This is a genomic window from Microbacterium sp. (assembly GCF_051860965.1).
Classification (GTDB): Bacteria; Actinomycetota; Actinomycetes; order Actinomycetales; family Microbacteriaceae; genus Microbacterium.
Window position 1 is genome coordinate 52,858 of record NZ_JBIMKU010000006.1, and the last position, 14,005, is coordinate 66,862.

The 14,005-nt window shown below is 69.2% G+C and carries 10 protein-coding genes; 9 read left to right on the forward strand and 1 reads right to left on the reverse strand.

Features of this window, described 5'->3' with window-relative positions; all coding sequences use genetic code 11:
* The first annotated feature begins 46 nt into the window (after positions 1-46).
* From coaE to uvrB, 3 genes are all read left to right on the forward strand, one after another.
* Entirely contained in the window at positions 47-658 is a 612-nt protein-coding gene (coaE, locus tag ACTIFV_RS12635) for a dephospho-CoA kinase (protein ID WP_439593144.1), read from the forward strand.
* A 58-nt stretch (positions 659-716) separates the two neighbouring features.
* Positions 717-1,373, forward strand: a complete 657-nt coding sequence (locus ACTIFV_RS12640) for a hypothetical protein (RefSeq protein WP_439593145.1) — start codon at positions 717-719, stop codon at positions 1,371-1,373.
* A 253-nt stretch (positions 1,374-1,626) separates the two neighbouring features.
* Positions 1,627-3,705 carry an excinuclease ABC subunit UvrB gene (gene uvrB / locus ACTIFV_RS12645; protein ID WP_439593146.1) on the forward strand — a complete coding sequence of 693 codons (2,079 nt, stop codon included), beginning with the start codon at positions 1,627-1,629 and terminating at the stop codon, positions 3,703-3,705.
* Positions 3,706-3,720: 15 nt separating this feature from the next.
* Here uvrB and ACTIFV_RS12650 read toward each other — a convergent pair whose 3' ends face one another.
* Entirely contained in the window at positions 3,721-3,978 is a 258-nt protein-coding gene (locus tag ACTIFV_RS12650; protein WP_439593147.1) for a hypothetical protein, read from the reverse strand.
* Between the two features lie 43 nt (positions 3,979-4,021).
* Here ACTIFV_RS12650 and ACTIFV_RS12655 point away from each other — a divergent pair, with 43 nt between their 5' ends.
* The 6 genes from ACTIFV_RS12655 (at position 4,022) to whiA (ending at position 13,885) form a co-directional block, all read left to right on the forward strand.
* Positions 4,022-4,471 (forward strand): MarR family winged helix-turn-helix transcriptional regulator, encoded by a 450-nt coding sequence (locus ACTIFV_RS12655; RefSeq protein WP_439593148.1) that lies wholly within the window; start codon positions 4,022-4,024, stop codon positions 4,469-4,471.
* A gap of 164 nt (positions 4,472-4,635) precedes the next feature.
* Positions 4,636-7,038, forward strand: a complete 2,403-nt coding sequence (locus ACTIFV_RS12660; RefSeq protein ID WP_439593149.1) for a 5'-nucleotidase C-terminal domain-containing protein — start codon at positions 4,636-4,638, stop codon at positions 7,036-7,038.
* A gap of 59 nt (positions 7,039-7,097) precedes the next feature.
* Positions 7,098-10,037, forward strand: a complete 2,940-nt coding sequence (gene uvrA / locus ACTIFV_RS12665) for an excinuclease ABC subunit UvrA (protein ID WP_439593150.1) — start codon at positions 7,098-7,100, stop codon at positions 10,035-10,037.
* 4 nt (positions 10,038-10,041) lie between these two features.
* Positions 10,042-11,949, forward strand: coding sequence for an excinuclease ABC subunit UvrC (gene uvrC / locus ACTIFV_RS12670; protein WP_439593151.1), 1,908 nt, complete (start codon positions 10,042-10,044; stop codon positions 11,947-11,949).
* A 25-nt stretch (positions 11,950-11,974) separates the two neighbouring features.
* The gene (gene rapZ, locus ACTIFV_RS12675; RefSeq protein WP_439593152.1) at positions 11,975-12,859 is read left to right on the forward strand and encodes an RNase adapter RapZ; all 885 of its coding nucleotides are present in this window, start codon (positions 11,975-11,977) and stop codon (positions 12,857-12,859) included.
* A gap of 51 nt (positions 12,860-12,910) precedes the next feature.
* Positions 12,911-13,885: a DNA-binding protein WhiA gene (whiA, locus tag ACTIFV_RS12680; RefSeq protein WP_439593153.1), complete on the forward strand. Its 975-nt coding sequence runs from the start codon at positions 12,911-12,913 to the stop codon at positions 13,883-13,885.
* The last annotated feature ends 120 nt before the right edge of the window (positions 13,886-14,005 follow it).

The window sequence follows — 14,005 nt, forward strand, 5'->3', positions numbered from 1 at the left end:
GAGTCAGGACGTCCCGGGATGCCGGCGCCGTGGCATCCTCGAAGTCATGCCTCTCATCGCGCTCACGGGTGGAATCGCGTCCGGGAAGTCGACGATCGCCCGCAGGCTCGCAGAGCACGGAGCCGTCGTCGTCGACGCCGACCGGATCGTGCGCGACGTGCAGCAGCCCGGATCGCCCGTGCTCTCGGCGATCGCCGACGAGTTCGGCTCCGACGTCGTCGCCGCCGACGGGTCGCTCGACCGTGCGGCGCTCGGCTCGCGGGTGTTCGGGGACCCCGACGCGGTCGCACGTCTCAATGCGATCGTGCATCCGGCGGTGCGCACGGAGTCCGCGCGCCGGTTCGCGCAGGCCTTCTCTGCGGATCCTGACGCCGTGGTCGTCTACGACGTGCCCCTGCTCGTCGAGGCGCGCGCGAGCGACCCGTGGGAGCTCATCGTCGTCGCCCATGCCCCGGCGGACGTCCGTGCGCGACGGATGGTCGAGCTGCGGGGCATGACGGAGCAGGATGCCGCGGCCCGCCTCGCCTCGCAGGTCTCCGACGACGCGCGTCTCGCGTTCGCCGACGTCGTGATCGACACCGCGGGCTCGATGGAGGGCACGCTCGCACAGGTCGACGAGCTGTGGGCGACGCTTCCCGAGCGCATCGCCGCCCGCTGACGCTGTCGCGACGCGGCTCGCGACGGTAGCCTGGGGGCATTCTCCGAGGAGGTGCGGCATGGGCTTTCTGTCACGATTCCGCCGGCGCAGGGCTCCGTACGCGGCGGTCACCGAAGAGGAGAAGGCCTCACGGTACGTGTACCTGCTCAACACGCTGCCGGCATCCGTCATCGAGTCCGCGCACGCGACCGCGTTCGCCGAGATTCCGGCCGCTCGGCGCCGGGAGATGTTCGAAGAGCTCCGCCCCTTCATGGCCGAGAGCGAGCGGGACGCGGCATCCGACGATCCGATCGTCCTCGCGAAGCTGCTGCGCCGCGCGGAGGAGCATCGGGCGCAGCGCGCGGCGGGGGGAGCGGATGCGGCCGCCGCGACGGCCTCCACCTCGACCGCCGTGCGAGAGCCCGATCCCCGCGACGATGTGGACTCGCGGGCGATGCTCATGAACGCCGGCGTGATGGGTCTCGTCGCCAACCAGTTCCTCGCCTCGGCGGTCATCGCCGTCTACTTCACGCAGGGCGCCGGCTCGATCGGCCTCGCCGGCGAGCCCGCCTGGGTCGGTGCCACGTTCGATCCGGGCTCGGGGGGCGGCGTCGGCTGGGACGGCGGTCCCGGGGGACTCGACGGCGGTGGCGGGGGCGGATTCGACGGCGGAGGCTTCGGCGGCGGATTCGACGGGGGCGGGTTCGGCGGCGGGTTCGACGGCGGCGGGATGTGAGCGCCCCGATACATCCGTGATACTCCCTGTTCACACGGGGTCGGTAGCCTCGCACCGATGACGTGAGCACCACCTCGACCAGGGGGTACCGACATGACGCGCAGATCCGACGCTCCGATCGGCTTCGACGACGGCGACTGGGACGACTTCGCGATGGGGGACTTCGAGTCGGGCGACGACGACGTCAACTGATCCGCTCTGCGCTCTGAGCGGATCGGGCCGCGGTGTCGGTGGCCGCGTCTAGCCTGGAATGGTGCAGACCACACGTTCCGTCCGGCCGTTCGAGGTCGTGAGCGAATACGAGCCCTCGGGCGACCAGCCGCAGGCGATCGCCGACCTCGCCGCGCGCATCAACGCGGGTGAGACCGACGTCGTTCTCCTGGGAGCGACCGGCACGGGCAAATCGGCGACGACGGCGTGGCTCGTCGAGGCGGTGCAGCGGCCCACGCTCGTGCTCGCGCACAACAAGACGCTCGCGGCGCAGCTCGCCAACGAGTTCCGCGAGCTCATGCCGCACAACGCCGTCGAGTACTTCGTGAGCTACTACGACTACTACCAGCCCGAGGCCTACGTGCCGCAGACCGACACCTTCATCGAGAAGGACTCCTCGATCAACGCCGAGGTGGAGCGCCTGCGGCACTCGACGACGAACTCGCTGCTGTCCCGCCGCGACGTCATCGTGGTCTCGACGGTGTCGTGCATCTACGGCCTCGGCTCGCCCGAGGAGTACATGCGCGCGATGGTGGCCCTGCAGGTGGGGGAGCGCTACGACCGCGACGCCCTCATCCGCAAGTTCATCGCCATGCAGTACAACCGCAACGACGTCGACTTCTCGCGCGGCAACTTCCGTGTGCGCGGCGACACGATCGAGATCATCCCGGTGTACGAGGAGTACGCGATCCGCATCGAGCTGTTCGGCGACGAGATCGAGGCGCTCTACATGCTGCATCCCCTCACGGGCGACGTCGTGCAGCGCCTCGACTCGGTGCCGATCTTCCCGGCGACGCACTACGCCGCCGGCACCGAGACCGTGCAGCGCGCGATCGGCACGATCGAGCACGAGCTCGAAGAGCGGCTGAAGGAGCTCGAGTCGCAGAACAAGCTGCTCGAGGCGCAGCGCCTGCGCATGCGCACGACCTTCGACCTCGAGATGCTGCAGCAGCTCGGCTTCTGCTCGGGCATCGAGAACTACTCGCGTCACCTCGATGGCCGCATGGCGGGCGAGCCGCCTCACACGCTCCTGGACTTCTTCCCCGACGACTTCCTCATGGTGATCGACGAATCGCATGCGACCGTGCCGCAGATCGGTGCGATGTACGAGGGGGATGCCTCGCGCAAGCGCACGCTCGTCGAGCACGGCTTCCGCCTGCCGAGCGCGATGGACAACCGACCGCTGCGCTGGGACGAGTTCAAGGAGCGCATCGGCCAGACGGTGTACCTCTCGGCCACGCCCGGTCGCTACGAGATGGGGATCGCCGACGGCGTGGTCGAGCAGATCATCAGGCCGACGGGTCTCGTCGATCCGCAGATCATCGTCAAGCCGTCCAAGGGTCAGATCGACGATCTGCTCGAAGAGATCCGCGTCCGCGCCGGTCGCGACGAGCGCGTCCTCGTCACGACGCTCACGAAGAAGATGGCCGAAGAGCTGACGGACTTCCTGGGCGAGCACGGAGTCCGCGTGCGCTATCTGCATTCCGACGTCGACACCCTCCGTCGCGTCGAGCTGCTGAGCGAACTGCGTCAGGGCGTCTACGATGTCCTGGTCGGCATCAACCTGCTGCGCGAGGGCCTCGACCTGCCCGAAGTGTCGCTCGTCGCGATCCTCGACGCCGACAAGGAAGGCTTCCTCCGCTCCGGCACGTCGCTCATCCAGACGATCGGCCGCGCCGCGCGCAACGTGTCGGGCGAAGTGCACATGTACGCCGACTCGATCACCGACTCCATGCGCAAGGCGATCGACGAGACCGACCGTCGACGCGAGAAGCAGGTCGCCTACAACCTCGAGCGGGGCATCGATCCGCAGCCGCTGCGCAAGCGGATCGCCGACATCACCGACGCGCTCGCGCGCGAAGGCGCCGACACCGAGAAGATGCTGTCGCGCGCCTCGGCCAAGACCAAGAGCGGCAAGGGCAAGTCCCCGACGCCGAGTCTGCGTCGCGAGGGCATCGCCGCCGAGGGCGCGGAACAGCTCGAGGCGACGATCGCCGACCTGACGGCTCAGATGCTGTCAGCGGCGGGCGAGCTCAAGTTCGAGCTCGCGGGGCGTCTGCGCGACGAGGTGCAGGACATGAAGAAGGAGCTCCGCGCCATGGAACGGGCCGGGCACGCCTGACCCCGGCCACCGCCCTCACGGGCAGTGCATGAGCGGCTTCGGGCCCGTGCGGTCGAACGTGTGCGCCGACATGGCCGCGCCGCAGAGCGGGCACGGACGCTCGGTGCGGACCGGCTCGGGCGTCGTCTCATAGGGTCCGACCGCGGCCGGACCGGCCAGGCGGATGAGCCGCGCGTTCAGATACGCGTACCAGCCCCCGGCCGCACGCGCCCGCTCGCGCAGCGAGCGGGATTCGGCCGGCGTGCCGGAGTCGGGGGCATCCATCTCATCCATATCAATTAGTGTACTAACTATTCGTGTCGATAGGATGCTCCGCATGAGCGACGAGGACCTGCTGCGGCTCGAGAACCAGCTCTGCTTCGCCGTCGTGACGGCGGCGCGCAACGTCGTGGCCGTCTACCGTCCGGTGCTCGAGCCGCTCGGGCTGACGCATCCGCAGTACCTCGTGATGCTCGCGCTGTGGGAGAGCTCTCCGCGCGCACTGGGGGAGTTGGCGGACGAGCTCGCCATGGAGCCGGCCACGCTGAGCCCCCTGGTCAAGCGGCTGGAGGCGCAGGGCCGCGTCAGCCGAGCCCGACGGGCGGACGACGAGCGGGTGCTCGACATCGACCTGACCGACGAGGGGCGAGCGCTGAGGGCGGACGCTCTGGACGTGCCGCGCCAGATCATGGCGCGCACGGGACTCGACGTCGCGGAGATCGGAACGCTGCGCGATGCGCTCTCGCGATTCGCGGGGCGCGGAGCGGGCGCGACGAGCGCGATGTGACAGCCAGGGGATCGAACTGTCTCGGTTTCGTTGCCGTTCGATGAACTCCTTCTCATCTTTGTGGGCATGTTCTCGGCGGAATCATAGGGTCGTAGGTGCGCACCGCGGCGCGACATGATCGTGCCCATTGCGCGTCCCCATCGGTCCGACACCAGAGGAATTCCATGCGATCTCGGTCACACCCCGGCCACCCGTCATCACCCACCCGCCGCCGCGGCGCCGCTCTGGCGGCCGCGACCGTCGCCGCGCTCGGCGCGAGCCTGCTCGCGGCAGCCCCCGCGCAGGCTGCTCCCGTCGAGATCCAGATCCTCGCGACGAACGACTTCCACGGGCGCATCCTCGCCGACGGCGCGAACGCCGCAGGCGCCGCAGTCCTCTCGGGCGCCGTCAAGCAGCTTCGCGGTCAGAACCCGAACACGATCTTCGCGGCGGCGGGCGACCTCATCGGCGCGTCGATCTTCGAGTCCTTCATCCAGAGCGACAAGCCCACGATCGACGCCCTCAACGAAGCGGGGCTCGACGTGTCGGCGGTGGGCAACCACGAGCTCGACCAGGGCTACGACGATCTCATCAATCGCGTGATGGCCCCCGAGAGCGCCGACAACCCCTACGGCGGAGCCGAGTGGCAGTACATCGCGGCCAACCTCAAGCTGAAGGCCACCGGCGACCCCGCAGTCCCCGCCACGTGGATCGAGGAGCGCGGCGGCGTCGAGGTCGGCTTCGTCGGAGCAGTGACCGAGGAGCTTCCGGCGCTCGTGAGTCCGGGAGGGATCGCCGACCTCGAAGTGACGTCGATCGTCGACTCCGTCAACACGGAGGCCGCGAACCTCGTCGCCGAGGGCGCCGACATCGTCGTCATGCTCGTCCACGAGGGCGCGCCGTCGACGAGCTGCGCGACCATGAACCAGGGCACCGGCGCGTGGGCGAACATCGTCAACAACGTCTCGGGCGACGTGGATGCGATCGTCTCCGGCCACACGCATCTCGCGTACAACTGCGACTTCCCCGTCGCAGGATGGGAGAACCGTCCCGTCACGACGCGTCCCGTCGTCTCGGCCGGCCAGTACGGCACGAACCTCAACAAGCTGACCTTCACGGTCGACGAGGGCGTGGTCACGGCCAAGACGCAGACGATCCTCGGTCTCACGGGCTCGGTGTACCCGCCCGACCCGTCCGTCGTGCCGATCGTCGACGCGGCGAAGGTCGCCGCGGACGAGCTCGGCGCTCAGCCGCTCGGACAGATCGCCGGGGCGTTCAACCGTGCCCAGCTCAGCAGCGTCAACCCGACGACGGGCCTTCCCAACGAGAACCGCGGTGGGGAATCGACGCTCGGCAACCTCGTCGCCGAGGTCCAGCGGTGGGCGACGCAGGAGCCGGAATCGGGATCGGCGCAGATCGCGTTCATGAACCCGGGCGGCCTCCGCGCCGACATGGTCGGCACCGGAACAGGTGCCTTCCCGCGGACGCTGACGTACAAGCAGGCGGCCGTCGTGCAGCCGTTCGCCAACACCCTGGTGAACCTGCAGCTGACCGGCGCCCAGATCAAGACGGTGCTCGAGCAGCAGTGGCAGCGCGACGCCTACAACGCGCTGCCGTCGCGGCCCTTCCTGCGCCTCGGTGTGTCGGACGCCTTCCAGTACACCTACACGCAGCAGATCGTGACCGAGACGCAGCGCGACAACCCTGCCACGGCCGCGGTGAACGAGGAGGGACTGACGTATCAGGCGCCGAAGGGAACGATCACGGGCATGTGGCTGAACGGCGAGGCGATCGACCTGACCGCGACGTATTCGGTCACGGTCAACTCGTTCCTCTCCACCGGTGGTGACAACTTCCGCGAGCTCGCCAACGGCACCGCCAAGCGCGACACGGGCAAGATCGACCTGTCGGCGATGGTCGACTACATGGACGCGTTCGCCGCCGAGACCCCGCTTCCGGTCGATTACGCCCAGCGTGCCGTCGAGGTCACCTTCCCGGCCGGCGCGCCCGCGTCGTACGAGGTCGGATCGACGGTCGCCTTCGACGTGAAGTCGTGGGCCCTGTCGACTGCGGCCGACGTCAAGGACACGGCGATCGACGTGTCGCTCGGCGGGGTGTCGCTCGGAAGCTTCCCCGTCGACAACACCATCGGCACCGCGGTGTACGACGACTACGGCACCGCCTCGGTGTCGGTGACGCTCCCGGCGAACGCGCCGGCCGGCGCCCAGTCGCTCGTCCTCACGGGCGCTGCGACCGGCACATCCGTCGAGGTGCCCATCACGGTGTTCGAGAAGGCGGATTCGTACACCTTCGGCATCCCGAGCAAGATCCTCGCGAAGAAGGGCGCCACGGTGAAGTACACCGCGATCGTCTTCGCCGAGGGCGGGGCGCCGGTCACGGGCGAGGTCACGATCCTGGACGGCAAGAAGCCGATCGCCACCGCGACGATCGCCGCGGGAAGCAACGGCCTCGTCACGGTGACGCTCCCGGCGCTCGGCAAGGGCCTGCACCTGCTGTCGGCGTCCTACGCGGGCAGCGACACGGTGAAGGCCTCCAAGAGCCCGGCGTTCCCCGTGCTCATCTGGTAGCAACCTGTCAGGGCGGGGTCTCCGGCCTCCGTGTCGGAGGCCCCGCCTAGACTTGTACTGTGCCCATCGTTCCTGTCGTCGCGCCCGGATTCCCGTCGTCTCCCGGGGGGCGTGACGCGCACCCGCGGGGCAACTCGAGCGGCACGCTCAGCGTCCGCGGCGCGCGCGTGCACAACCTCAAGAACGTCGATCTCGACATCCCGCGCGATTCGCTCGTCGTGTTCACCGGCCTGTCGGGCTCCGGCAAGTCGAGCCTCGCGTTCGACACGATCTTCGCCGAGGGCCAGCGCCGCTACGTCGAGTCGCTGAGCGCCTACGCGCGCCAGTTCCTCGGTCAGGTGGACCGTCCCGACGTCGACTTCATCGAGGGTCTGTCGCCCGCCGTGTCGATCGACCAGAAGTCCACGAACCGCAACCCCCGGTCGACCGTCGGCACGATCACCGAGATCTTCGACTACATGCGGCTCCTCTGGGCGCGCATCGGCGTGCCGCACTGCCCCGAGTGCGGCGAGGTCATCCAGCGCCAGACGGTGCAGCAGATCGCCGATCAGCTCATGGAGCTGCCCGAGCGCACGCGCTACCAGATCGTCGCGCCGATCGTGACGCAGAAGAAGGGCGAGTTCGTCGACCTCTTCAAGGAGCTAGGCGCCAAGGGCTACGCCCGTGCCATCGTCGACGGCGAGCTCATCCAGCTCGCCGAGCCGCCCGTGCTCAAGAAGAGCTACAAGCACGACATCGCCGTCGTCGTCGACCGTCTCGTCGCCGCCGACGACATCCTCGGTCGTGTGACCGACTCGGTCGAGACGGCCCTCGGTCTCGCCGGCGGCGTGGTTCAGGTGAACTTCGTCGACGAAGAGGGGGATGCCGCATGGCAGTCGTTCTCCGAGAAGCTCGCGTGCCCCAACGGACATCCCCTGCAGCTCACCGAGATCGAGCCGCGCACGTTCTCGTTCAACGCGCCCTTCGGCGCCTGCCCCGCATGCTCGGGTCTCGGCACCCGCATGTCCGTGGATCAGGAGCTCATGCTCGGCGACGAGGACCTCTCGATCCGCGAGGGCGTGCTCATCCCGTGGACCACGCAGGGCAAGGGGCTGTTCCAGTATTACGAGCGTCTGCTCGAGGGACTCGCGGCCGATCTGAACTTCTCGCTCGAGACGCCGTGGAAAGACCTGCGCGTCGACGTGCAGGAGGCCGTGCTGCGGGGCGAGAACTACAAGGTCACCGTCAAGTGGAAGAACCGCTATGGCCGCGAGATGCGCTACTCGTCGGGCTTCGAAGGCGTCGTGCCCTACATCGAGCGCCAGTACGTGCAGGCGGACTCCGACTCTCAGCGCCAGCGGTGGTCGGAGTACCTGCGCGAGGTGCCGTGCCCCGTCTGCGACGGCAACCGGCTCAAGCCCGAGGTGCTCGCCGTCCTCGTGCACGGACACTCGATCGCGGATGCCGCGCGCCTGAGTCTGGCCGACGCGCACGCGTACTTCGCGAACCTCCAGCTCACCGACCGCGAGGCGAAGATCGCCGCGCAGGTGCTGCGTGAGATCCGTGCGCGCCTCGACTTCCTCCTGCAGGTCGGCCTGAACTACCTGAGCCTCAGTCGCTCGGCGGGCTCGCTCTCGGGCGGCGAGGCGCAGCGCATCCGGCTCGCGACGCAGATCGGCTCCGGTCTCACGGGTGTGCTCTACGTGCTCGACGAGCCGTCGATCGGTCTGCACCAGCGCGACAACCGCCGTCTCATCGAGACGCTGCTGACCCTCCGCGATCTCGGCAACACGCTCATCGTGGTCGAGCACGACGAGGAGACCATCCACGCGTCGGACTGGATCGTCGACATCGGCCCGCGGGCGGGGGTGGACGGCGGCGACGTCGTGCACTCCGGGCCCCTCGCCGCGCTCCTCGACGAGCCGCGCTCGATCACGGCCGACTATCTCACCGGTCGGCGTTCGATCGAGACGCCGAAGAAGCGGCGCCGCGTCGACAAGAAGCGTCAGATCACGGTCGTCGGCGCTCGCGAGAACAACCTCAAGAACGTCACCGTCGACTTCCCGCTCGGCGTCATGACCGCCGTCACCGGCGTGAGCGGCTCGGGCAAGTCCTCGCTCGTGAACGGCATCCTGTACGAAGTCCTCGCGCAGCGCCTCAACGGCGCACGCCGGGTCGCCGGCAAGCACACGCGCGTGACGGGTCTCGACAACCTCGACAAGGTCGTGCACGTCGACCAGGCTCCGATCGGCCGCACGCCGCGATCGAACCCCGCGACCTACACGGGGGTCTTCGATCGCATCCGCACCCTCTTCAGCGAGACCACCGAGGCGAAGGTCCGCGGCTACCTGCCCGGTCGGTTCAGCTTCAACGTCAAGGGCGGCCGCTGCGAGGCGTGCTCGGGCGACGGCACGATCAAGATCGAGATGAACTTCCTCCCCGACGTGTACGTCGACTGCGAGGTCTGCCACGGCAAGCGCTACAACCGCGACACCCTCGCGGTGCACTACAAGGGCAAGAACATCGCCGAGGTGCTCGAGATGCCGATCTCCGAGGCGGCCGACTTCTTCGAGCCGATCCAGGCGATCCACCGCTACCTGAAGACCCTCGTCGACGTGGGCCTCGGCTACGTGCGGCTCGGGCAGTCGGCGACGACGCTCTCGGGTGGCGAGGCGCAGCGCGTCAAGCTCGCGACCGAGCTCCAGCGCCGCTCGAACGGCCGCTCGATCTACGTGCTCGACGAGCCGACGACGGGGCTCCACTTCGAAGACGTCGCGCGCCTCCTCGAGGTGCTGAACGGCCTCGTCGACAAAGGCAACACCGCCATCGTCATCGAGCACAACCTCGACGTGATCAAGTCCGCCGACTGGGTCATCGATCTCGGACCCGAAGGGGGCTCGGGCGGCGGCGAGGTCATCGCGACGGGCACACCCGAGCAGGTCGCTCTGGTCGAGGGCAGCCACACGGCGACCTTCCTCGCGGAGGTGCTCGGCACGCAGGCGGCCCGCAAGGCAGGCTGAGCGGATGCCGGCATCCCGTCGCCCCACGGTCTCCTACAAGCCGAAGCCGGGCGAGATCCCGACCAACCCGGGGGTCTACCGCTTCCGCGACAAAGACGGTCGTGTGCTCTACGTCGGCAAGGCGAAGAGCCTCCGCGCGCGCCTGTCGAACTACTTCGCGCCCCTGCATACGCTCCACGAGCGCACGCGCCGCATGGTGACGACCGCGGCATCCGTCGAATGGACGGTCGTCGCGAGCGACGTCGACTCCCTGCAGCTCGAGTACATGTGGATCAAGGAGTTCGATCCGCCGTTCAACGTGCGCTACCGCGACGACAAGTCGTACCCCTTCATGGCGATCACGCTCGGCGATGAGGCGCCGCGCGTCATCGTGACGCGCAACCGTCGCATCCCGGGGGCGAAGTACTTCGGCCCCTACCCCAAGGTCTGGGCTGTGCACGACACGATCGACCAGATGATCCGCGTGTTCCCGATCCGCACGTGCAGCGACTCGTCGTACAAGAAGGCGATGGCCACGGGGCGTCCCTGCTTCCCGGGGCAGATCGGCCGGTGCGGCGGTCCGTGCTCGATGAAGGTCACGATCGAGGAGCACCGCGCGATCGTGGACGACTTCGTGGCCTTCATGGCGGGGGGCGACCAGCGCTTCACGCGCGACCTCACGCGGCGCATGCGCGAGGCATCCGCCGCCATGGACTACGAAGCCGCTGCGACGTACCGCGATCGGCTCCAGGCGATCGACGCCGTGCTGAAGAAGAGCGCGCTCGTGCTCGCCGAGGACACCGACGCCGACCTGTTCGGCATCGCCGAGGACGAGCTCGCCGCGACCGTGCAGCACTTCGTCATCCGCGGCGGTCGCGTGCGCGGCGTGCGCGCCACCACGATCGAGAAGGAGATCGACATCGCGGGTGCCGATCTCGTGGACCAGGTGATCCAGCGGGCCTACGGCGATGCTCCGGCATCCGACATCCCGAAGCAGGTGCTCGTGCCGTCCCTGCCCGACGATGCCGCCGACCTCGAGCAGTGGCTGCGCGACAAGCGCGGCAAGAACGTCGTGATCCAGGTCGCGCAGCGCGGACGCAAGGCCGAGCTGATGAAGACCGCGCACCTCAACGCGCAGCAGGCGCTCATGCTGCACAAGACCCGGCGCACGAGCGACTACGTCGCACGCACGCAGGCGCTCACCGACCTGCAGGAGGCGCTGGACCTCGCCGAGGCGCCGCTGCGCATCGAGTGCTTCGACGTCTCGCACCTCGGCGGCACGAACGTGGTCGCCTCGATGGTCGTGTTCGAGGACGGACTGGCGCGCAAGGACCAGTACCGGTCGTTCGGCGTTCCTGAGACGACCGACGACACGGACTCGCTCTACCAGGTGCTCCGGCGCCGGCTCGCCTATCTCGATCGCCCCGAGGAGCAGGAGGAGATCCCGGATGCCGCGGCCGACGGCTCCGTCGTCACCACCCGCAAGAAGCCGCGCTTCGCCTACCGGCCGCAGCTCCTGGTCGTCGACGGCGGCAAGCCGCAGGTCGAGGCCGCCGCTCGCGCACTGCGCGACGCGGGGCACGAGGAGATCGCGCTGTGCGGCATCGCGAAGCGCCTCGAGGAGGTGTGGATGCCGGGGGAGGAGTACCCCGTGATCCTGCCCCGCACGAGCGAGGCGCTGTACCTGCTGCAGCGCCTGCGCGACGAGGCGCACCGCTTCGCCATCACGCACCAGCGCAAGCGCCGCCGTCGCGACATCCAGAGCGTGCTCGCCGAGATCCCGGGGCTCGGCGACGCCCGGATCCGCGCGCTGCTGCGGCACTTCGGCTCGGTCGCGGCGCTCAAGAGCGCGACGCCGGACGAGATCGCCGAACTGCCGGGTGTCGGTCCCAAGCTCGCTTCCACGATTCACGAGCACCTCGCGAGTGGCTAGGCTGGACCCGACGACGGGGGTGGTCATGAGCGACGATGTGTCGCGACGCGAGAGCGGCGAAGTTCTCATCGTGACGGGGATGTCGGGCGCCGGGCGCTCGACGGCGGCGAACGCGCTCGAAGACCTCGACTGGTACGTCGTCGACAACCTGCCGCCGCAGATGCTCAAGCCCCTGCTCGATCTCACCGAGATCGCCGCGGACGCGCTGCCGAGGGTCGCCGTCGTCGTCGACGTCCGCGGGCGGGACCTCTTCGCCGAGCTTCCCGTCGCACTGCTCTCGCTGCGCGAGCGGCGCAAGCTCAGACTGCTGTTCCTGGATGCCTCCGACGACGTCCTGGTCCGCAGGTTCGAAGCCGTGCGTCGCCCTCATCCGCTGCAGGGCGAGGGCACGATCATCGACGGCATCCGCCTCGAGCGCGAGCGTCTGGCCGCCGTGCGGGAGAGCGCCGACGTCATCATCGACACGTCGGCCTACAACATCCACCAGCTCGCGACCCGCATCGTCGATCTGTTCTCGGACGAAGGCTCCGCCCGTCACACGCTCACGATCATGAGCTTCGGCTTCAAGTACGGCCTGCCGCCCGACGCCGACATCGTCGCCGACATGCGGTTCCTGCCGAACCCGTTCTGGAACGACGACCTGAAGGCCCTCACGGGGGAGGACGACGCCGTGCGGGAGTTCGTCCTCGCGCAGGAGGGCGCGGTCGAGTTCATCGACGCCTACGCCGCGGCGCTGCGTCCCGTGCTCGCCGGCTACCAGCGCGAGAACAAGCGCCACTCGGTCGTCGCGATCGGCTGCACGGGCGGCAAGCACCGCTCCGTCGTCACCGCGCGCGAACTCGCGTCGCGGCTCGCGCAGGTGCCGGGGGTCGCGGTGCGGGTCAAGCATCGCGATCTCGGTCGCGAGTGACGTCGGGGTAGGCTGGACGATCGTGCCCCGTCCCATTCCCAGAGGAGAAACGTGTCGCTGACAGCCGACGTGAAGGCCGAGCTGACCGCCGTGCGCGACCCGCGCCCGACCGCTCGCGTTGCCGAACTCACCTCGCTGCTGCGATTCTCGGGCGGGCTGCATTCGATCGCGAACCGGGTGGCGGTCGAGGCCGAGCTCGACACCGACGCTCTCGCACGCCGGGTCGCGCGCGACCTCATGGAGATCTACGGCGTCCGGCCCGAGCTCGTCCACGTCCAGGGCTCCGGCGGGCGCAGCGGCAGCTACGCCGTCCGTGTCATCGAGGGCGGCGAGACGCTCGCGCGCCAGACCGGGCTCCTCGACCAGCGCCGCCGGCCCGTGCGCGGCCTGCCCAACAAGCTCACGACCGGTTCGCGGGAGGACCTCGCCGCCATCTGGCGGGGTGCGTTCCTCGCCGCGGGCTCGCTGAGCGAGCCCGGTCGCTCCGCCGCGCTCGAGATCACGTGCCCCGCGCCCGAAGCCGCGATGGCGCTCGAGGGCGCGGCCCGCCGGCTCGGCATCCCCGCCAAGGCGCGAGAGGTCCGCGGCATCCCGCGGGTCGTCGTCCGCGAAGGCGAGGCGATCCGCGTCGCCCTCGCGATGATGGGGGCCAGGAACGCCGCGGCCGACTGGGATCAGATGCGACAGCGCCGCGAGGTGCGCGCCGGCGTGAACCGTCTGGTGAACTTCGACGACGCCAATCTGCGTCGCTCGGCGCAGGCCGCCGTCGCGGCGTGCGCCCGCGTCGAGCGTGCGCTCGAGATCCTCGGCGACGAGGTGCCCGAGCACCTGCGCGAAGCGGGCGAGCTGCGCCTCGCGCACCGCGACGCGAGCCTCGACGAGCTCGGCCACCACGCCGACCCGCCGCTCACGAAGGACGCTGTCGCCGGCCGCATCCGTCGCCTCCTCGCGATGGCCGACAAGAAGGCCGAAGTCGAGGGTCTGCCCGACACCGAGTCGGCTGTTCCGGTCGGCGCCGAGGACTGATAACAGCCCGTCATCGAGGGAACAACCCCCTCGCTCCTGCGTTGCCTCTCAGTAGGATGAAACCCGTCACCCTCGCCGCGCGAGGAGCCTCCGTGCGCGGTGTCGACAGGAAGAAGAGAA